Source organism: Streptomyces sp. ITFR-16, assembly GCF_031844705.1.
Taxonomy (GTDB): Bacteria; Actinomycetota; Actinomycetes; order Streptomycetales; family Streptomycetaceae; genus Streptomyces.
Genome location: NZ_CP134609.1, coordinates 1,702,260 through 1,724,197 on the forward strand (window position 1 = coordinate 1,702,260; position 21,938 = coordinate 1,724,197).

Below are 21,938 nucleotides of genomic sequence, written 5' to 3' on the forward strand. Positions count from 1 at the left end.
AATGGTTGACGGTGCGTCAGATATGTCTGAGTACCCGTCAGCCTTTACGGAGAGTTGTCGTCGAAGTGGCCTAGCAACGTCCGAGGAGCGGCGGTGACGGCGGCGTCCCACGTCCCCGTCGGTGACCGGCAAGTGCGGTTCGTGTTGATGCAGTCGCCGCCCACCAAGTATCGGCCCATGTTCAATCCGCACCTGGACCCGTTGGTCGCGGCGATCCGTGCGGCTCGGCCGGACGTCGGTGCAGCCGTCCCCGCGCGGCAGCCCGCCAGGCGTCCTGCTGAGGCGGGCCGGACGCCTACCCCGACATAGCCACGGCCCCGATCTGCGGGTTCCGGCGATTGATCCCCTACACCACCTGGCGGGACCATCTCCAAGGTGGACGGTCATCGTCTGCTGACGTTCGAGGCCTCGGGACTTGGCTGCGGCCATGGGCAAGCACCTGAACCAAGCGGGCCTCAGAAGGTGAACACCGGCGATACGGCTATTCCAGGTCCCAAACGGCGCTGAAGAGGGCCAGCTCGAGCACGTCTGGGGCTGCGGGCCAGTCGATCGACGCGGCCGCGAGTCGCTCGTTGGCGGCGTACATCCACCGGAGGTAGACGTCGTAACGGTGGGAGCTCCAGCCGCTGTCGCGCCAGATCCACTTGGCGATCGCCTCGGACCACTCATAGCCAACCGCACGTCCAACCTTCGTGGCGTGCCTGCGCAGGATCCCGGCGAGCACGCTGTCGAGGATCAGGGGACGTGGGCCCTTCACGTCTGGCAGCGCCTGGCCCGCGAAGTAAAGGAATTTGGTGAGGAACGCCGGCCCGAGGCCATCGAGAGTGTGTAGCACCTCGTAGGCTGCGACCGCGCCCTCGTCGACGAGCAGGGACACCGCCTCGGTGAGGACGGCCTCAGCGCTGGGCTGGGCGAGCACCTGACGAGTGCGGTACGGGCCGTAGCCCGTAACACCGTAGCCCCACACCTGCGTGGCCACGAACGCCTCTGCCCAGCTCTCGGACTGCTCCGCGGCCCGGACCGCGGCCACGACTTCGGCTCGGCTCACCGAGGCCGAATCGGCCGCCGCCCGGTCGGCGAAGGCGGTGGGCCAGGGTGTTACGGCCATCCAGGTGGATGGCGCGTACGGGATGGTGTGAGGGCCACTTCCGTTCGCGTACCGCTGGCCGCGCTCCGGGTCGGCTAGCCACTGCCCCAGTGACTCCACCGCGTTTATCGGCAGCAGCAGTTCGAGCATCGTCTCATCGAGCTTGTCCGCCTGCCTCTGGCCGTACCTCATGACTATCGTCGCCCCCCATCTCCTCATGTGACGCGTCATAGTGGCATGTAGCGGTGACTGAGGCGCCACGCCGACCCTCGACTGCTGGCTTTGCACCGCTTCCCGCTACTGCGGTCACCAGGGTCGGGTCTGCTGCAAGGTTGGGTGACAGGTTTGACCTGCCCCATGTCTCGGGTTCCAGTTCTGGTGGCTACCTGAAAGCCCTTCGCGGAAGGCTGGCAGTCATGCCTCGCCCCTATCCTCAAGAGTTCCGGGCGCGTGCCATCGCACTGGTCCGCGCCGGCAAGCAGGCCAAGCAGACTGCCGCGAGGCCGTAACCGTAGGGGCACACTGACTGCCCCTACGTGGCTCGAAGCCGCTGTGCGTCCGAGGGCAGCAGGGCAGGAGAAGCCGCGTCGAAGAACGCGCGCAACGGCTCCATCACCACGGCAGCGCGGGCGGTGTCTGACAGCAAGGTCTTGTCCAACTCCAGCGGCAGATCCAGCCCGGTCGGCACTGTGGTGACCAGCCAACGCAGCATGACGCCGTGCGCGACGCGGCGCAGCATCTCCAGCTCCTTCGCATCGATGTCACGCGTGTCGTCTCCGTGGGCGTACTTGGAGCGGCGCGCGTACGCCCTGCCAACCACCTCGGCGACCTCAAGGCGCAGCGCATCGGTCATCCACAAAGCCGCGGCCCGCTGCTTCACCTTGCGGCTGAGATCGGTTTGCCCTTCGTCCGCCAGAAGCGCCTCCATGGCGATCACGTAGTGCAGCGTGACCTCGTCTGCGTCCTCCTCCCACACGAAATCATTGCCGTAGGTGCGGTGGGCGGCCCGCAGGAGGTGCTCGGCGGCGCGCTGCAGGCGCCGTGCCCGAGTCTTGGCCTTCTTGTTCTTCTCGTTGGCGCCCTCGAGCACCGCGCCGATCAAGCCGTCGACGGCCGCGCAGAAAGCGCCGAGCCGGGAAATGCCCCGACCCGTCAGCCGCCACAGCCCCGTCTCTCGCCGTTCGTACTCGATCTCCTGGCCGTCGCCGGTGGCATAGATGTCCGGGACCACCGGCACAGAGCCGGCGTACAGATCCGCGCACCGTCCCGGCTCGACGATGAACCAGGCATTCATTCTGATGACATCATCGCTCCACAGCAGCATGGGCAGTAGCGGACGCCAGTGGTGGAGTTCGGGACATGACGGCATCTCCAGAAGTGGAAACCGGTGTGACCGCTGCGCAGGGGCCGATCCGGGACCACCCGCCGAAGGAACGGAGCGCCCTTGAGGACGGACACGTTCTGCCAGCTGGCCGGAGCTGACGGCATCACGGCGTACATGGGCGGCAGCAGCTGCTTCGTCTCCTCATCCGAAAGCGCTTCCAGCACATACTCGCCGATCTCAATCCGCGTGCCAGCTGGGATCTCCCCGTCGAGAAGCAGCCAGTCCTCCGAGGAAGGCAGCGAGGCACGACAGAACCAACCGAACTCCGCCACCGCCCGGTCCAGATCGACGTCCTGGCCGCGCGCGACGGCATCGGCGATGAGCCCCAACCCACTCAGCCCCAGCAGCATCTCGTTACGAAGACGATGATCCTTGGAATAGAGATCGGGACGCCGTTCCTCAGGTGCAAGCGCAACGACACTGGCGGTGACCCGTGACCAGCTGGCAAGAGCACTCAGCGGCCGCCAATCCCCCACGTACGATCCAGCCGACCCGGGCGCGCGTACGTCGGCGAACCAAGCCATCAACTCAGCTGCGAAGGGCGGCAGTTCATCAGAGTCCATACACCCAAGCGTATCGATTTGCTGGGTAGGGCTGCGGCGGTGCGAGAGCGACCGAGTGGATCACAGGGCTCTGAGTTGATCGTTGAGGAGCCAGTGCATTGGTCGGTGAGATGATCGCCTTCGGCTGTGTGACCAGCTCATAGATGGGGGCGGCAACAATGCTCAAGGACTCCTCACTGAGGGGCTACTTACTGGAAGAGTCGCTGGCCTGGCTGCTGCGCTTCAGCGGCTACCGGCTTCTCGTCCACGAAGATCAAGATCCGGTGGAGTTGGTGACGGAGGGCCAGACTCTACGGGTCCGAGGGCGGGGCGCGCTCCACCAGGTCGACGTTCTCGGGGAGTTCGCCTTCACCCCGGCGTTCTCCATGCCGGTGCGGCTGTTTCTGGAAGCCAAGTACTACCAGACACGCTGCGAGCTGGAGGTTGTCCGGAACGCCCACGGTGTTGTGCACGACGTGAACGAGAACTTCATGACGGGGGCCGGGACGCGGCCCCGGCAGCGATACAAGTACTCGTATGCCTTGTTTTCCGCGAGCGGGTTCACGGCCGACGCCCAGAAGTACGCGCTCGCCCACCAGATCTCTCTCGTGGATCTGTCGGGTGCCTCCTTCGCCTGGCTGCTTGGCCACATCGGAGCCACGGCAACGAGCCTGTGCACGGCGCAGCAGCATCTGTCGAAGTCCGCCCCCTTCCCGCTGAATTGGATGCGATCGGAGCTGCGCAAGGCGCTGGGGACATCCCGGCTGGAGCTGCCACCTGTCCACATCCCCGAGGGGAAGTTCAAACAGACCGCTGGCACCGTGATTGAGGACTTCGCCACAGTGCTGCGGCAGCACAGCGACGCGGAGCTACTCCTCGGTTTCCCGGCTGCGCCATTCATCCTGCCGCTCGCCGCCGATGATCACCGAGGGTTCCTGGAGTACGCCGAGGCGAAGCCCGACCATGCAGTGCGGATCAGACGACGGGGCGTAGGAGCCGCGGCGGAATGGACGCTCTCACCCGCAGACGCGGTCGGCGCCTACGAACTCGCCTTCAAGCTCCCAGAGCACATCGAGGAGTGGATCAGCGGCATCGGAGAGAAGGAGCGCTACCGCACCGCGGAGGTCAAAAAGCAGTTCCTGTCGGCGATCACCCTCTACCGCATGAACGGCACCGGCGTACGCGCCTACCAGCTGCGCTATGAGGCGAGTTCCTTGTCCCGGGCCGGGGCCCCGTAGGCAATTCCGGCCCGGGAGTGCCGTACGGCGCGTCAGATCGGCAGGTACGGACTGGGCTTGCCGTGCCAGCTGATGTTCAGGGCATCGCGGGCCCGGGTCGTGGCGACGAACAGCAAGGAGCGAGCCTTACGCTGCTCGCGTTCGTAGCGGGGCGGGTCTTCGGTGCGGTAGCGCTCGATGACGCTGGTGCGCGGGATGATGCCGTCGCTCGCACCGACGATGGCGAGGCGCTGGTACTCGAGTCCCTTGAAGCGGTGCATGGTGCCAACGTGGACTTCGCCGTCACCCTTGGGGCCGTCCTTGGTGAGTTCGGCGCAGGTGATGCCCGCCTTGGTGGCGAGGTAGTACATGGTCTGGCTGACCATGTCGCGGTCGGCGACGCACACGGCGATGCGCCCGCTGGGGTCGAGGGAGGCGCCCTTGCCGTCGGTGGAAAGTTCCTCGCGCCACGTGCTCAAGGTCGTGGCGAGTCCGGCGAGCTCTTCGTCCCAGGTGTCGTACCGATTGAAGTCGGGCTTGGGGCCGTGAAGGACGGAACGGTATCCGGCGAGGGTGTCGGTGCCGTCGTCGAGGTCGTCGTACGTGACCTTCTCGTTCTTGGTCTTGGGGTCGACGACGCGGAGAGCCTCGGCGAGGATCTCCTTCGTCGTGCGGTAGCTCAGGGTCAGCCGTGAGGCACGGCCTCGGATGTTGACGCCGAGGGCACCAAGAGCGACCTGGTGGTCGTAGATGCGCTGGTGAGTGTCGCCTGCGACGAACATGTCGTTGGGCTGGTCGGGGTCGGCCATTGCACGCAACATCTTCCAGTGCGCGGGACGCAGGTCCTGGGCCTCGTCGACGACGATGTGCCGGTAGCGGTAGCCGATGTAGCGCATGCCGGAGCTGTCGTCGCGGTGGATGAGGTCCTTGCCGCCGATCTCTTCCTTGTACTCGCGGCGGGCCCTGACCTTCGCGGCGCGCTCGATCTCGAAGCGGGCGGCGCGTTCGGCGGCCTGGCCCCAGGTTTCGACGCCCAGCTTGTCGAGGCGGGCGGTGAACTGCTCGATGAGTTTCCAGATGTGGTTGCGCTCGGGGCGGGTGAGCGCGCGCCCCCGGCCAGCGCGGCGGGCCTTGAAGTAGTCGGAGCGGGTGGGGACCGACTGGCCGAGGATGACTTGCTCCCACTCCTCAAGGAGGAACTCCGGCTCCCAGCGTCGGTCGTCGAGTTCGGCCAGCAGTTGGCGCATCTCGTTCAGGGCCACGTGGTCGTATACGCGCTGCTTACCGCGGCCAGAGGCGGTGTTCTCGCCCAGAACGCGAGCGGCGAGCTGGTCGATGTGAGCAATGTCGACGCGGGCCAGCAGCTCCGGTTCGACGAGGGAGGCAAGCCGCAGGCGCAGGTCGGTAGTGAGGTTCTTGGTGAAGGTGGTCAGCAGGATCGGCTTGTTGTGTCCGGGGGGCAGTTGCTCAGCGAGGTGCTTGACCCGGTGCAGGGCGACGATCGTCTTGCCGGTGCCGGGGCCGCCGGAGACGCGGGCAGGGCCGTTGTAGTGGCGGTGGACGATGCGTTCTTGCGTGGGGTGGAGGAAGACCTTCCATGCGCGGAAGTCGCCTTCCTCGATGACAGCGCGTACTGCGTCGTCGACTGTGGTGACCTTGGTGCGGGAGAACGCTGTAGCGAAGTCGTCGGGGTCGGGCTGCTGGTCGAGTTTGACCGGAGCGGTGATCTCATTGCGGACTTCGTCGATGTCCATCCCGGCGGCAAGGCCGTACAGGATGTCCTTCGACAACAGCGGTGCGCTCTCGACCAGTTGGTCGAGTTCGGCGCTGGTGGTCACCGTGAGCGCCAGGTCGATCAGCTGCTCGGCGACGCCGAGACCCCGTAGTTGCCCTGCGTCGTACGCGGAGAGCAGCGCCGGCGCCGCAGGCTCGGGTTCAGGGACAGTCTCGAGCTTGGGGGCCTGCTCCTCAGGCTCAGCCGGAGTGAGGGTGATGCCGACCCTGCGGAGAGCGCTGTCGCCGACGACGGCGAGGTCGACGAACTCGATCTCGCCGGTGACGCGGTTGACAGCGACCTGAAGCTCTTCGTAGACGTCCTTGCGGTGCCTGACGGCGATGACCAGCCAGCTCTCGGCACCGTCCGCGTCGACACCGGTGGGGGTGATCAGGGCCCGATAGTCCTGGTTGACGCGAGCCGACCAGATACGAGAGTCGCCCTTGAGCTTCTTCTTCCTGAGCCCCGGGAGATCGGGGTTGTTCCGAAAGTTGTGACAGAAGTCGTAGAACTGGGCCTTGACCGAGCGGTCGAGCTTGTACAGCTCCTGTTCGGCTTTGCGGTACAGGCTGAGCCGGGCGGTCATCGGAGCGTGCCTTCTTCCGTGTCGGGGAGCTGGTCGAGCAGTTCGTCGAGATGGGCGAGCCATTCGGCGGCGGTACGCACAGTCCAGCCGTCCTCGGCATACGCGGCATCGCGTCGCTGGGTCTCGGGGTCGTCGTCACCCTGGTGGGCGGCGACAACGGCAATCTTGAGGGCGGAGGTGTGCCAGGCGAAGTCGACCTGCCAGCGGCTGGTCCCCAGTTCGTAGCCGAAGACGGGTGCCTGCTTGCCGCGGTCGGCAAGTCTCTCGGCGAGGCGGAGCAAGTCCGGTGTCTCGTCCGCGTCTTCGCGCAGGATTTCCAGGATGTCCTCGTCCCAGACGGCGTCGCGGAGGGCCTGGGCCAGGGCCGCTTCGGCTGGCGAGTCGTGCCCGGGATCCGGGTCGACGGGCTTGACCACGGCCGCGGGCACCTCGGACACGACGGGTGCGGGGGCGCCGATGAGCGAGTCGAGTTCGCCGAGCCCGCCGCAGACCGCGAGGACCTCGACCTCGAAGTCCGCAGCTTTGCTGGTGGCGAGCTGGACGCCGTCGCCGCCGGCCAGCGAAAGGAACTGGGTGAGGTTGGTCCAGTACAGCCAGGACCGCCAGCGCTCCTTGTGCTCGTCCGTGTCCAGCACTGCTTCGGAGTCGTCGAGCACGGCGAGCGCGGTCCACTTCAGGGCCTCAGGGTCGGCGGCGTCCAGGGCGAACACGAGCGGGAGCCCGGTCTCGTCCTGCGTACGGAAGACGTGGACGGGGCCGATGGCGGCCGCATCCGCCACGACCGGCTTGTCGTGGCGCTCGGTCGCGGAGAAGGTGGCCAGTTGGCCGCGCAGGGCTGCCACCAGTTCGCTGCGGCGTCCGGTCGCGGTGACCGGGGCCGTGCCTGGCTGGGCCGTCAGTCCGGTGACCAGGGCGCGGGCCCGGCGGGCCCAGCGGTCGGCATCCGGATCACGCAGGTAGGCGATCAGGATGTCGATGGGGTTGGCGAAGACGGCGTCGGCGAAGTGTGCGCGCTGGCCGCCATACTGCTCGTAGGCGGTCTTGGCCTGTTCCTGAGCCGTGCCCCGGTACGGCGGCCATACGGGCTGCGTACGGGTGGGGCGCTTCTCGAAGAGATCGATGTCTGCCCAGGTGATCTGGAAGACGGTCTCCCCTTCGGCGCGCAGGAGGGTGCGCTTCGCCGCGTCGGTGGCGATCTGGTTGTGCTCGCGGCTGGCGTGGAAGCGGAAGCCTTCGAGGTAGACCTTGACGCTCTGGGTCGGCCCGTCGATGCGCGTGAAGGTGAAGTCGGTTACGGTTCCCCGGAGTTGCTGCTGCGCGGTCAGCCGCCAGTGCATGACGCCGGGACCGTCGGTGAAGCGCAGATGCCCGCTCGCATGGCCGTCTTCGTCGAGGGAGGCGTCGTCGGTGACCTTCACCCAGTCGCGCAGGGCCGCCAGGAAGCGCGCCTCCAGGTCGGATTCGACCTGGGCGTCCAGCCCTACCAGTCCGGTGTGGTCGACCTCGCTCCACTCCCAGCCGTCCGAGCCGTCCTGCTTGAACAGAAGGGACTCCAACATCGTCAGCGCGGCCTGGCGCGAGACGATGTCCTGGAACGGCTCCGGGGTGTAACGGTGCAGGCAACGGTGGCAGGCCCGGCGCTGCTCCTCGGCGCACGGGCACTCCTTGAGCATCTCGTACGCCTTGGCCAGGGTGTCGCGGAACGCGATCGGGTCGGTCAGCCGGTCCAGGTAGCCGGTGCCACCGGGCAGCGAGTCGAAGAGCACGAGGAACCAGCGGCGCTCGCCGCTCTCGTTGTCCGGCATGGAGGCGACGGTGGTGGCCAGGTGCTGAGGGTCGCCGCCGAAGTGAAGGTCCACGCCGAGGCGAAGTGCGGCCCTGAACGAGTGCACCTTGGAATCGACGTCTGCGGTGGCGGCGGGGATGAGGACCCGCAGGGCTTCGGTCTCCAACTTGTGGGCGAGCAGGACCGGTTCCTGCCGGACGCCGTCCTTCTTTCCGCGCCGCAGCGGGCACCATGGACGGTGGTGCTTGAGTGCTCCACTGCGGGCGGCGAGGGAGTCGAGTGCGTCGGTGTCGTGGTCGAAGACCGGCTGACCGTCCGCGGTGGCCGCGCCGCAGGCCGTGCACACGTGGAACGGGTTCAGGCGCACGCGGTGGCCGGCGAAGTCGTCACGGTTCGGGGCGTCGTAACGGACGGGTCCGACGTTGATCCGGCGGATCATCGCCTTGCGGCAGTAGTCGACGCCGAACGTCTGGCTGTCGTGCCGCCAGGAGCCCGGCTCAATGGTCTCCACCGGGATGTCGACCGCGTCCACGACGGTGTAGAAGCGGCGGTCCCGGTCATCCTTGTCGTCGCGGATCTGGGCGTCTTCCCGTTTGTCCCGCGAGGTCACGGTTGCTGGTTCGACGATCTGGAACAGACAAGAGCCGTCGTCCGCGATATGACTGGTCTTGCAGCGCGGGCACGGTGACCGGTCCTCGGCGGCGTCCTCGGTACGCACATATCCACAGCCCGGGCATACCCGCCAGGTGCGCCACTCCTGCCGTCCGCCGGTGGAGATCTCCAGACCGGTGATCTGATGCTTATGGCCGTTGACGTAGAAGGTGTTGCCCGGGGCCATCTCCTCCAGGGCGATACGCCGTGGCCTCTCGTAGGAGTCGGTGGTGGAGGTGTACTTCACCTGCCCGGTCTTGGCGTCCACCCCGTCCTCGCCGTAAAGCGTCGCCGACAGAACGGTCGTGGAGTCGATCAGCGCGTAGTTGGGCAGCAGCCCCAGATCACACAGCGCGGTCTGGGCCGATGTCTCGCCCAGGTTCATCAGGCGGCGGCCAACTCCGCGTCGTTCGGCGTCCAGTTCGGCCTTCTGCCGTGCCTGGTCCGGATCGGAGTCGTGTAGTTCCTCGTGGGCATCGTCGATCTCACGCAGCCGGGCCCGCAGCGCTCGCTGGCCGCGGAACCACTCCCGTTCGGCCTCCTCGACCCTGGAGCGCAGGTCCTGGGTGGCGTACGCGCGCAGATCGGCCTTGGCCTGGTCGTTGACACCGGAGGGGAACAACTCCATGAACCCCTTCGCCAGCTCCTCCCCCTGGGCGATGGCCAGCTCCACCAGGTCAACCAGGTAGCCCGAAGGCCCGAACAGACGAGGCGCCTTGTGCGGCAGCGCGCGCAGCACGATGCCGTCCGCACGCACCAGCCGTCCGGCGGCCGCGAGGTCCAGCAAGTGCGCCAGATATTGGCGGCGCAGGATCTCGATGGCTGACAGATGGCAGCCCGGGGGCACGATCGTGCCCGCGATCAGATCCTTGGGCCGCTCCAGGAAGTACAGGTCGCGGCGCCGTCGGTCGGGGATGGTCAGCAAGAACGCATTGCCCGTACGGCGTCCCGCTCGCCCGACCTGTTGGGCGTAGCTGGCAGGGCGACGCGGCAGCGCGGCAAGCACGACCGCCGAGAGGTCACCGATGTCGATGCCCATCTCCAGTGTCGGGGTGCACGACAGGACGTTGGGGTCCTTGAAGCCCTCGCGGCGCTTGAAGGCCTTCTCCACATTCTCCCGCTCCGGACGGGAGAGCATCCCGGTGTGCTCAGCGGTGACCACCTGATAGGTGCCCGCCTTGCGGTACAGACGACGGTAGTAGTCGTCGGTGTAGTCGCGGTCGCGGTGGTGCACGCCCAGGCCCTCGGGCCGGTCGCCGGCCACCAGGCGGCCGTTGCGGCAGCGGTAAGAGGGGCACGGCTGCTCGTGCCACTGGTCAAGCAGGGACGGGTGGACCGTCTGCTCCCAGAAACACACCGGGCAGCGCACGTAGGCGTGACGTACCTGCTCGTCGTCCAGCAGCTGGGCCTCGATGTTGCCCGGCTTCAAGCCGTACACCCGTACCGAGGTATCAGTCGGAGTACGGACCGAGAGCAGGCCGAGCGAGGCCAGCTCTGGCAGCAGCCGATTCCAGAACTCCGGCGCCATCTCGCGCGGGAGACCGAGGCAGCGCCCTGCCCACCGCTCGTACCAGGACAACCGCCCGGTCGCGAAGTCGAACTCGCTGCCGTTCTTGGGCTGGCTGAGCAGGAACACCGGGGCCGCGACGCGCTTGGGGAAAGCCCGCATGCCTGGCGCCCGCTTGCCCCAGATGAAGTACCGGCTGGTACCCGCCTCGTCCACGTACTTGCTCAGCCACTTGTGGGCCACCGCACCCCGGGTGCGCAGCCGCTCCAAGAAGATCCGTACGAACGCCAGATAGCGTGCGTCGTCCTGAGCGATCAGCGGGACACCGTCGCGCACGCACTCCTCGTGGATCCGCTTGACGAGGGCTACGACGGCCGCCGCATCGTCGATACGAACATGCGCAGCAGCGGTCCTGGTCAGCTCCAGGGTGCGGCCATTGCGCGATCGGAAGCCGAACTCCATCAGCGCTTCGAACGCGAGACGCTGCCCGATAAGACGCCACACTGGCAGACTCCCGCCACGACCCTCGCCGGACAGCAGCCGATCAACTCCGTTGTACCCGTGCAGATCCGGCGGCACCACCGCAGCCAGAGTGTCCTTATCCGTGGTGGCCTCGACCACGCCCGCGATCAGGTCATTGAGCGGCGTCGGCTGGTCGTGCCTGAGGTGCTTGGCCAGCAGGGCGCGCAGCGAGAAGGTATACGAACGGTTGGCGACGAACCCGGCCCGGTGCGCGGCATCCTGCACCGAGTCGTTGAACATCAGCGTCTTGTCCTCGTGCAGCTTCTTGTCGAGCTCCCCGCCCGTGAACAGCTGCGTGATCGACGCCGCGGCCATGGCGGCTGACCCGGTGCCCAGGTATCGGATGGCATTGTGCTCGCCACACGCCGCACACCAGTCTTCCCTGGCCGCGGTGTTCGCCACCGTGCCACCGAAGTTGACCAGCACGAACGCCGAGTCGCGGGCCGTCAGCCGCGGCTCCTTAGTGTCCTTGTCGTAGTCGTTGAGCGGATCCGGAAGCCGCAGCCGCTTGCGCGCGCCGTCCAACACCATCAGCAAACCGCCCGAGCCCTGCGATGCCGCGCTCGTACCCCTGCCGCCGGCCGTCATCGGCGCTGCTCCGGAGCCCTCTCGCGCCTCCCGCTCGGTCGCCGCGATCAGGTTCCGTACCCGAGCTTTGTCCTGGCCGAGGGAGGCGCGACGGATCTTGAAGGTGTCGAACTGGACGTCATGGTCATCGCTCTCTGGCGAGAACACTGCCCAGCCCGACCGCCCGCAGTCCCGGCAGTAGACGGCCGGCAGGAAGAGATTGGCGCTCTGACCCGACGTCGCCGTCGTCACCGGCGCCGTACGACCGCCGTCCGTGGCGCTGGCGTCCGCCATGCCCGCCGCATCCCAGCGGAACTCCGCCTTCGGCCACGGCAGCACACCGCGCAACAGCCGGGACACGGACCGGGCCCACTGGTGCACCTCGACGTGTACGAACGGACGCGGCTCTACGGGAGATGACTTGGGGTCACGTGCGTACGACATCAGCGCCACGAATCGGGCGAGCGCCTCGGCCGCCTTCTCCGGCTGCCGAGCCACGGCCTCTGCCCAACCGGCCGCGCCTGCACGCCACATCACGTCCAGCACTTCGTCGCTGGTCTTCACCTCGCCGTCCAGCGCCTGCATCACCGCCCGGGTGAACAGATGCCGCTTGAGGTTCTCACCCAGCAGAAACGGATCCGGATCGCGAACCGTTGTCACCGCTTTGATGAGGTCGAGCATCGCCTCCTCGCCGGAAGCGGGATCGGGCAGAGCCAGCAGCTCGTCGGGCGTCGGCAGTCCCTGCATCTTCACGTCGGTCAGCGGGATGAACTCCTCGACCGATAGCCGGTTCTCTCCGACGATGGACTCCGCCAAGAACTCCGTACCGAAGACATCGCTCGCCACCTCCAGCAGGCGAGTCACCCCGTCTTCGTCTGTTCCTGATGCGAGCGTCGCGGAGGTCGCCACCGGACAGATGCGGCCCAGCGGGCGTCCCTTCTCGGACATGCCGACCGCGGACGCGAGCCGTCGCAGCAGCATCGCCACGTCGGTGCCCTGCGCACCGTCGTACGTGTGGAACTCGTCCACCACCACGTACCGGATATCCGCGTCCCGCCACAGGGGGGCGTCGTCCTCACGCTGCAGCAGCAGATCCAGCATCTTGTAGTTGGTGATCAGGATGTCCGGCGGTGATAGCTGCATGTCCGAACGCCGCGTACGCACCTTCTCGTACTGGGTCGCCGCCCGGTCCCCGATGTACAGCCCCGCCCAGAGCTTGCCGAGAGCCTCGTCGTTCTGCGTGAGCAGGTCGTTGATGCGCTGCGCCTGATCGGTCGCGAGCGCGTTCATCGGGTACAGGAACACCGCTTTGATGCCGGTCTTCCCCGCCTCCCGCTCCCGGCGACAGTGATCGAGCACGGGGTAGAGGAATGATTCCGTCTTTCCCGAGCCCGTCCCCGTAGTGACAAGGGTCGGCTGCGGAGTGTGCCCATTCGCGGAGGTCAACCGCTCGAACGCAACTGCCTGGTGCGCGTACGGCGTGAACCCCACGCGCTGCCACTCCAGGTGCTCGCGCCACCCTTCGTGGGCCGCCGTGAACGGGGTGCGGATCCGCAGGTACGGTCCCCGGAACATCCCCGTTGTCTCGTCGCCGAGGAACCGGTGCAGTGCTTCGCGCGCGCCCTCGTCCGTTAGCGCGTACGTCGTCGACAGATATTGCAGCAGGCTCTCCTTGAGCCCGCGCGCCTCCAGCGTCGGCCTCACGGCTTCGGCACCTCCTGTTTGACCGGGTCCCACTCACCGCGGGCGATCGCTGCGTCCAGCCGCTTCTTGAAATGGGCGTGCGCCTCGCGCATCTCGTCCTCGCGCTTTGCCTGGTGGAAGGGCTTGGTATAGCCCTCGGGAACGGGGGTGTCACCCGGATCCCGCCCCTTTACCACGGCTGTCCGGTACTGCTCGAACTCCTTCCAGGAATCCTTCGTCTGCTGCTGCCCGATCGTGCGCGAATTTCCTGCAAGCTTCCAGCCGTCGGCGTCGAACCACGTCACAGCCTCGTACTTCTGCAGCACGGGAAAACGGCCTCTGTATGCCGCGACCAGCGCATCAGCATCCATACCGAGCCAAACCGCCACGAGCGCGTCGATCTCCACGAGCGCCGAGCGCCGAGCGCGCTCCGTACGGAGGGGCGTTTCGGGGTGCCAGTCCGCCGTGACGTCATTCAGCGCCGGGAGCCCGGGCCATCCTCGAGCCCAAGACTCGCGGTCAAGCCATGTGGAGTCGTACAGGTCCGACCAGAGGTCGGCGTACGCGCGAGTGAGGCAATTCAAACGGAGGGTTCGGAGGAGCAGGGCAGACGATAGTGGGTGGTTAGGGGCGGGGGCGGGCATCGCCTTGGCACCCTTGGCCTGAAGGTCGCCTCGGCCGGTAACTCGGAGAAAGTAATCCAGCGGAAGCGAAGCCCAGAAACCACCGATCAGCACAGTGTCACGCTGCTCAGGCATCGCGAGACTGTGCACAGCATGGATATGTGCAGTACCAGGCGGAACGAGAGCCGCGTACAGGGCCCGTTCGGTGTCAGGGGCTACCTGGCGGCGCCAGGCAAGTCGATGAAATGTCACGTACCGGCGTTGGGCTCGCTGGATCAACACCGCCTCCACCTGACCCTGAGTCACCTTCTCTTCAGGAATTCGTTCGGCATATGCGACCTGCCGCCTCGCGCGAGCAATCGCTTTACTGCTGGATTTTATGCAGTCAAGCGCGCGGTAATCGGTCCATCTTTCCTGTTCACGCAAGTACGCCTCGCTCCTGCCAGGAACTCGCACATAAGCAGAACTCGGAACAAAGTCCGAGGGGAGCCTAACGAGATCAACACCATACGGATCATTGGTATTAGCGTCATAGCGCTTGAAGGCCGATGTAGCGACGCCTAGCTGGATTCCTTTGAGAATCACCCCACGCCAACGATCCGGTTGATATTCCTTCCCCGTGGCAGGGGCAGGGCGATTGTAGTCAATCAGATTCTTCTTCTTGGCCCCGCTCTCATCATATCCACGCGCAATCTCCGGAGAGAAATCCTCCAGTCGCACAGGATAATCAGCTAGCGCCTCGATCGCCGAGGCCTCCGCTGTACTAACTGGAAAGAGCAGACGCGCTTGCTCCACCGGCTGATTGACCTCGTTCAGCAGACGCTGCCAGACGGCAAGCAATTGAGTGTCCACACGCACGACGCGGGCGAGGTGCGGGCGCTCGTCATAGGCGCCGCCGCGATACCGAATACCCGGCCCCTCGCCCCTGCCGTCATGCTGTGACGACAGTCGGAGGGCATCTGTGGAGACAAGCCAGGACAGATGGTCGAATCCGATTTTCCCGGCACTGCCATAGATATGCACTCCAAAGTGACTGGACTCGCCAACGGGCTTCTGGAAGAACCGGTGTCCGGGGTTAAAGAAATCCCCATGAATTCGAAGCCGTTGATAAGCAGCCTCCCGAAGCGCCCCCTCCTTGTCTCCCGTGAAATGTGTGTCTGGATGTACCATCCCGGCGGCCCCGTCCGCCGACATGTGTGCCCATACCTGAGACATGAACGCTCGGTACAGATCCGACTGGGTCCCTTCCAGCAATGGATACATCTGCGGAGACCCGAAAACGGCAACCTGCGCGCTGACGTTCGTCAGCTCGCTGAGCAGGTAGCGCCGAGACTCGGAGATTCCCAATACTTCCAGACGCCGACGCTCCTTCTCATCCGTTGGCGCCTTTGTCTCCAGGGCGAACCATGGCTCATGCTCCGCGAGTACGGCCGACTCAATCCACCTAGGCCTTACCCAAGGCGGATTCCCCACTTGAAGGTCGAAGCCGCCGTTCCTCGCGAACACGAGGGCAAACTCCAACTCCCAGTGCAGGAATCCCTGCTCATCCGCAATGTCGCGCACCTTCCGGAGCCAGGGAAACCGGTCTTCCGGGTTGTCGACGTCCATTCCCATGAAGCCTGGAAGTGTCTCTTCGAAGCTCTTCAGTTCGTCCAGGCTCTTGAAGCTGTCGATGAGGGTGCCTTCGGGCACGTCGGCCGTGCCCAGCATGGCTTCTAGGAACTCCAGCCAGTCGTCGAGCTCCTTGAGCGGGATAATCGGCCGCCGTTCTGGCGCCTTCGGCTTGACCGGGCCTTTCTTCCCGCCCTTCGGTCCGACCTGTCTCACTTCCACGACCAGCTCGTCGTGCGGGGTCAGTTCAAGATCCTCGAACGAGGTCTGTTCAGGACCCAGTGCGAACAGGGCCGTCGCCTCGACGAACCGCGGTGCGGGCGTCGGTGCGGCAACGGCTGCCTGCTCGGGATCGGGCTGGGGCTCAGACCGCTCCCCGGTCAGCGGCATCCCACCGAGCACCTTGCTGAGACCGTCCGCGTCACTGACAACGGTCCGGGCCGCGTACTCACCGTCGCTCCCGTCCAGCAGCCCAGCCTTGTCGACTGGCCAGAACCACAGGGCGCACCAGGCGTCCATGACCTTCTTCAGTCGCCAGTACGGAGTGTCGACGGCGTTGAAAAGATCCTCCAGAACCTTTTCCTTCCGCACCGCCTGATCGGGGTGCTGGAGGAAGGCGTACTCGGGATCCGTCGGATCGGCCTGCCACAATTCGATCCGGCGCGCGATCTCCTTCTCAGAGAGTTCCATGCGCTTGACCACGGCCGCCCACAAGAACTCAACCCGCCGGGCAGCGTCCCGCAGCTTCGTGAACTGCGAGGATGCTTCCGGCTTCGGCTGCTTGGTCTTGGGATTGAGCTTGAGACTGCCGTCCGCATTGAGGTGCGCGGTGCTGCGCTTGGGACGCTGGAGGATCCCCTTCTTCCAGGCAGCGAGTTGCTCGACGCCCTCCTTGGCAAGTTCCTTGGCTTCCTTCGAGCCTGCGACCGCGGCCCAGCCAGGGCTCGGCAACAGAAACTGGTGCACCGCGTCGGCAGGCAGCAGCTGCGCCTCGCCGCCCTTGAGGAAAGGCAGCAAAGTCGGTGCCAGGGCGCCCTTCGCCCTCAGCCAGGCCTTGTCCTTGCCCGCCACGTCATCGCCTGCGTACACCGCCCTGCGCCCGCCGATGAGCGAGTTACCTCGGCGCAGGTGCAGGCCGAACCACGGGGCGCGCATGCCGGGGTGCATGGTGTTGAGCCACAGCGACACCTCTGCCAACTCGACGCCCGTCGCGTTAAGGTCAACCCCGTAGGCGTTGTGCAGGGCGATGTACGCCTTGACCTTCTGCTTCTCGGCGATCGCGTCGGCCGCGGGGATGGTGATGCCGAGTTCGTCCTGGCGGCGGCGCAGGTACTCATCGGCGACCTGGTTGATGGCCTCGTTAAGGAACGCGCCCGAGCCGAGCGCCGGCTCGCAGATCTTGTACTTCAGCAGCTCTGACGCCCGCGTCTTGATGACATCGCCGTGCTCGTCGCGCTCCTGGTCGAGTCGGCTCTTGAGGGTGAGTTCGACGGTGACCTTGGTCAGCGACTCAGGGGTGTAGTACGAGGCGGAGGTTTCCCGGTCGCGGCCAGCGAGCCGATAGACGAACGAGCCTTTCTCGTACTTCTTGGCGCCGCGCAGGCCCTTGCGAGCATCGTCCTCGCCGTACTGGACGAGGGTCTTGTCGGGGTACTGGTCCTGCTTGTGCGAGGGGATGAGCCAGGAACCCTGTTCCGGGTCACCACCTTTGGCCACCTCGCACAGTTCCTCCTTGGCGATGATGCCGGTGTAGGACATCAACCCCTCGTAGACAGCGCCGAGTTGGTTGATGCCGAGGTTGCGGTAGGAGATGAAGCCGCCGCGTTCGCCGCGCTTGCCCTTCTTCATGGTGAGCAGCCGCAGCACCTCGTGGAGGGCTTCGTTACGCAGACACAGGTCGAGCCAGCGTGGATCGTTGTCCTCGTCGCTGCGCGGGTCGAGGACGCCGGTGCCGATGAGGCGGATGGCGGTCGGCTCAAAGAGTTCGCTGCGCAGGGCCTCGAAGCGCAGGCCGCGGTCCTCGCTTCGGCGGGCCTCCTTGGCCTTGCGGGTCTCCTCGTCGTCGCCGGGCTGGTCGTCGTTGGGCTCGGTGCCGTACGCGCGGTGGCCGAAGTTGACCTTGTTGAACAGGACGTCGAGTGACTGGAAGAGGTGGAAGCCGTTCTTGGCCTCCTCCTCGACGAGTTCCTCGTCGCGCTCGACGAGTTCGCGCAGGCGGGCCATGGAGTAGCCGGCCTCGTACGATCCGTCGTCGGCGGGGAGGATGCCGAGTTCGGGGCGGGCCTCCGCGTACAGCAGGAACAGGACGCGGTAGAGGTAGCGCAGCGCTTCGCGGGTGAGTTCGCGCGCGAAGGGGATCTTGGGGCTTTCGATGTCGGCCGGGGTGACGTCGTTCTTCGGGTCGGCCATCCGGTGCAGGACTTCGTTGGCGATGATCTCGACCGAGCGCTGCAGGCCATAGCGCAGTTCGCCGGAGACGCCGGCTGCGTTGTCACCAGAGGACTTAAGCAGGGCGTCGATCGCACGGCTGGTGTCATTCTCGCCGGGGCGAAGCATGTCCAGGCTGAACAGGGCAGCGATGGTGGCGAGTTCGCCCTGCTGAGTGCGGTCGTTGCGTTCCAGGGCGGCGTCGAGGTTCGCCGCGAGATATCGGCCCTCGTTCCAGGCCTGACGGTCGGCGAGCAGGATGACGCCGCCGCACAGCAGCAGGACGAAGCGGGGGTGCGGGCCGCCTACTCCGCCGAGTTCGCTCTGGAAGAGCCATGAGGCCAGGGCCGCGCCCGTCTCGTACGACTCACTCGCGCTGACCCGCACGGACGACAGGAGCCGTCCGGCACGGTCGGGGTTGAGGGCGTCGTCGTTGGCGGCGGTCCAGCCGCAGTCCAGGGCGACGATGCCGTGGCCGTGGTAGGCCACGGGCAGGGTGTGGTCGCGGCCGGCGCGGTGCACGGTGAGCTCGGCCGGGGAGGTGTCGTAGCCGAGGGCCCGCAGGACCATCTGGTGCCACTCCGCAAGGCGCTTGGTCCACTCGGGGTTGTTGTGCGTGTTGAGGCGGGCTTCGTCCTCGGCGTCGGCCTGGGTGGTCTTGACGAAGTAGCCGCGCAGTTCCTCGGCAAGGTAGGGGGTGCGCAGGGTGCGCAGCAGCTCGCGCGGGGTCTTGCGCGGGTCGTTCTCGTCGCCCTCGCGCTGCGCCCAGGTGGCGAACAGGCCCTTCTTGAGGTCGGTGCGGAGCTGGTCGGCGAAGTAGTGCGCGGACAGGTATTCGCCACGGTTGGCGAAGGAGTCGAAGTCGGTGCTCATCGTTCGTTGCCTCCTTCGGTGGCGGTGTGCGGTTCGAGGACGGCCAGCAGGCGCAACATCGGTTCGCCCGCCGTCTCCAGGGACTTGACAAGCTTCAGCTGCCGCTTGGCCGTACGGTCGAGCTCCGCTTCCTTCGGGCGGGCACTGGCGAAGAGGGCGTCCTGCCGCCAGTCGGTGACCTTCTTGCGATAGGGAGCAAGGGTCTCTTCGATCTGCTCGCGGTACGCGCCTTCCAGGAGGGCGAGTTGTCGCTGTGCAGCGTCGATGGCGTCGGGCACGAGCGCGTTGAGGCCCGGCAGGTCGCGGGGCGTGGCGCGGCCGGGCATGTTCGGGCCCACGCCGTAGCTCTCCAATACGTCGGCGGTCAGCGCTGTGACGTGCGTGCTGTCGGGAAGGCCGGAGACGGCCATCCACTCGACGATGGTGGGCTTGCCCAACGCGTTGGAGTAGATGCCCTGGACCAAGAAGATCGGGCTGGCCACGGTGGCGGCGAGCACCGGGGCCTTGTGACGCCCGATCTCGACGAGCACCTTGTCCGTGAGCCAGTCCAGGACCGGGTGGACGTCGGTGACGTACGAGACGTTCGGCCACTGGGACGCGGTAGTCTCCCTCGCCGCCTTCAGGCGTGCGCCAGCGAGGTCCTTGGAGAAGGTGATGCGCATGCGTCCCGGCTCGGTCTTGCGCGGCAGGATCTGCTGTTCGTCCAGGTACGACTTGGGCAGTGCCCTGAGCCGGTACAGCAGGTCCCGTGGTGGCTCGAAGGCGATGGTGCCGTCGTCGTCGCGCCGCAACGACAGCATGTCCTCGGGATTGGGACGGGAGATCTGCCGCAGTGCCTCGTCGAAGTAGTCCGCGGTGGACCGGAAGAGCTTCGGTACGACGGCGCGGGCCACTTCGGGGTGTTCGTGGACTGCGCCCACCTGGCCGAGCAGCCCGGTGAGGAAGGCGGCTCCGCCCTGCTGGGACTGCTTGATGGACTCCTCGACGGTGCGACCCGCGATCAGGTCCTGGGTGAGGCGGTTCTCTTCTTCCTTGGCCCGGTACAGGCCGGTCACAGCCTCAGCCGAACCTTCGATCTTGTGGGCCTCCTCCTCACGCCTGAGGAGCTTCTCACCCACCAGCCGGTCATCCAGGGTCCGCGGCTGTCCGGTCGTCTCGTCCATGCGCCACGGGATGTCACTGGTGAGGATCAGCGCGCGGAACTCAGGCGGGTGTTCCTGCCCGTACCGGTCGATACGGCCGTTGCGCTGCTCGATGCGGATCAGGGACCACGGCAGGTCGTAGTGGATCAGCAGATGGCACTGCTGATGCAGGTTGACGCCCTCGGAAGCGACGTCACCGGTGAACAGGATGCGCACCGGGTCGTCGCGCAGCCCGAACTTCTCGACGATGTCCTGCTGTTCCTGATCGGTGCTGGCCTCGCCGTGCATGACCTGTACGGCTCCGCCGTATCCAAGCCAGGGCTTCTTCTCGTCCGGGCTGGCGGTGTGCCGGAAGCCGAGTGCGGCCGGGACGGTCTCCGCCAGCCACTTCAGGGTGGGGATGCTCTCGGAGAATACGACCACTCGGGTGTCCGAGCCCGGGCCGACGCCCAGCTCCCGCAGCTCGTCCAGCAGCGCTACCCTCTTCGCCGAGTCCTGGTCCTCGATCTGCTCGGCGAGGTGCTGCAGGTCGGTCAGGGCCGCCCTCTCGACCTTCCGTGCCGCTTCGCGTACCGCCGGGTCCTCCGGCCGCTTCCGTGTCTTCGAACCGTTGTCGGGCTTGTCGGGCGGCGGGTTGTCGAGGTTTCCGATGCGGGTCTTGATGGTCGCCAGCAGCGCCTTGTGCGAGGAGAGGAAAGACTTCAGCAACCGGTATGGGACTAGCTGATGCCGACTCGCCGACGGCGTCGCCGGGTCGGCCGGGATCCAGCGCGTGGCCAATTCCTCGAGGACCGCGCGTTCCTTCTCGGTGGCCGGGGCGTGGAGAGGCAGAGACGGGCCGCGGTCCGCCCAGGTCCCCTTGAGGGACTCGCGGACTTCGGCCGAGGTCTTGGTGCGCCGGATATAGAGGTGCGCGAGATCCTTCACTTCGTACTGGGACGGATTGGCGATCGCGGCCTCGTCCAGCATCCTGACCAGCTCGGCGAAGGAGGTAGCGTCGCCATTGTGCGGGGTGGCGGAGGCCAGCACGAGCGCGTCGGTCTTGCGTGCCAGCAGACGGGCGAGCGCGTTGTTCTTCGTGCCGCGGTTGACGAGGTTGTGGGACTCGTCAATGACGACGGCATCCCAGTCGGTGTTGTCCAGGTGGTGGGCGTACACGTCGCTCTTCAAGGTGTCCACGGAGATGATCGCGCGCTTGAAGTACGCGAACGGGTTCCGCCCCGCGGGGATGTCCTGCTGCACCCGCTGAATGCCGGTCGAGTCCAGCCGCACCAACGGGATCGCGAACCGGGTCCACAGCTCGCGCTGGAACTGCTCCAGCACGTGCTGCGGCGTCACCACCAGGATCCGCTCGCCGCGCCCCCGCCGGATCAGCTCTGCCAGCAGCACCCCGATCTCCAGGGTCTTACCGAGACCCACCACGTCCGCGATCAGGATCCGCGGCTGCGGGTTCTTCATGGACAGCGCCAGCTCCGCCGGGCGCAGCTGGTGGACCTGCTGGTCCATGAGGAAGTTGTCCGCCAGCGCCAGGCCGTGCTCGGTCTGCGGCAGGAACGTCTTCCGCATGATCGCCTCAAGGAACAGACGGGATCTGCGATGGTTCGGAGAATCGTCAGCCACCAGCTCGGTCTCGCGCGGGTCCAGCTCCTGAACGACATCCAGCCGGTCGTAGAAGGTGGCGTCGATCCCGCGTACGAACGAGGAGATGCCGGTGACCTCAACCATCCATCCGTCACGGTCGGTGGCCGTGCAGTTGCGCACCAGCCACAGCTCGTCTCGGATCAGGACCTGTGCACCCGCCGCGTATCCGCCAGTGTCAGTCGGCTGCTTCGCTGACGAGGCTTCGTCCGGCTCCAGGGCGCCCCTCGCCGTATCGCTCTGCCCGCCCACGGCTCCCGCCTCGACGCTCACGTCCGCTCCGATTCCTCACCCGCGGTGCGCCTCGCACCGCTCACC

The 21,938-nt window shown here is 66.4% G+C and carries 8 protein-coding genes; 1 reads left to right on the forward strand and 7 read right to left on the reverse strand.

The genetic code is table 11. The features are described from left to right. Positions 1–481 precede the first annotated feature (481 nt). From RLT58_RS07515 to RLT58_RS07525, 3 genes are all read right to left on the reverse strand, one after another. Positions 482–1,279 (reverse strand): 8-oxoguanine DNA glycosylase OGG fold protein, encoded by a 798-nt coding sequence (locus RLT58_RS07515; RefSeq protein WP_311309614.1) that lies wholly within the window; start codon positions 1,277–1,279, stop codon positions 482–484. A gap of 340 nt (positions 1,280–1,619) precedes the next feature. Then, a complete protein-coding gene (locus RLT58_RS07520) occupies positions 1,620–2,411 on the reverse strand; it encodes a HEPN domain-containing protein (protein ID WP_311309615.1) in 792 nt (263 codons plus the stop codon). After that, complete coding sequence (locus tag RLT58_RS07525) at positions 2,378–3,034, reverse strand: hypothetical protein (RefSeq protein WP_311309616.1); 657 nt, start codon at positions 3,032–3,034, stop codon at positions 2,378–2,380. Before RLT58_RS07525 ends, RLT58_RS07520 begins: the two co-directional genes overlap by 34 nt. 158 nt (positions 3,035–3,192) lie before the next feature. Between RLT58_RS07525 and RLT58_RS07530 the strand changes: the two genes are divergently transcribed. Beyond that, positions 3,193–4,251: a hypothetical protein gene (locus tag RLT58_RS07530; RefSeq protein WP_311309617.1), complete on the forward strand. Its 1,059-nt coding sequence runs from the start codon at positions 3,193–3,195 to the stop codon at positions 4,249–4,251. 32 nt (positions 4,252–4,283) lie between these two features. On the opposite strand, the gene RLT58_RS07535 is transcribed toward RLT58_RS07530, so the two are convergent. From RLT58_RS07535 to RLT58_RS07550, 4 genes are read right to left on the reverse strand one after another with little or no spacing between them, the layout of a single operon-like run. Continuing rightward, entirely contained in the window at positions 4,284–6,590 is a 2,307-nt protein-coding gene (locus RLT58_RS07535; protein ID WP_311309618.1) for a UvrD-helicase domain-containing protein, read from the reverse strand. Continuing rightward, positions 6,587–13,327, reverse strand: a complete 6,741-nt coding sequence (locus RLT58_RS07540; RefSeq protein WP_311309619.1) for a DEAD/DEAH box helicase family protein — start codon at positions 13,325–13,327, stop codon at positions 6,587–6,589. Before RLT58_RS07540 ends, RLT58_RS07535 begins: the two co-directional genes overlap by 4 nt. Then, entirely contained in the window at positions 13,324–18,840 is a 5,517-nt protein-coding gene (locus RLT58_RS07545) for a hypothetical protein (protein WP_311309620.1), read from the reverse strand. Before RLT58_RS07545 ends, RLT58_RS07540 begins: the two co-directional genes overlap by 4 nt. Then, the gene (locus RLT58_RS07550; protein WP_399131844.1) at positions 18,837–21,839 is read right to left on the reverse strand and encodes an SNF2-related protein; all 3,003 of its coding nucleotides are present in this window, start codon (positions 21,837–21,839) and stop codon (positions 18,837–18,839) included. The genes RLT58_RS07545 and RLT58_RS07550 overlap by 4 nt, the downstream gene beginning before the upstream one ends. Positions 21,840–21,938: the final 99 nt, after the last annotated feature.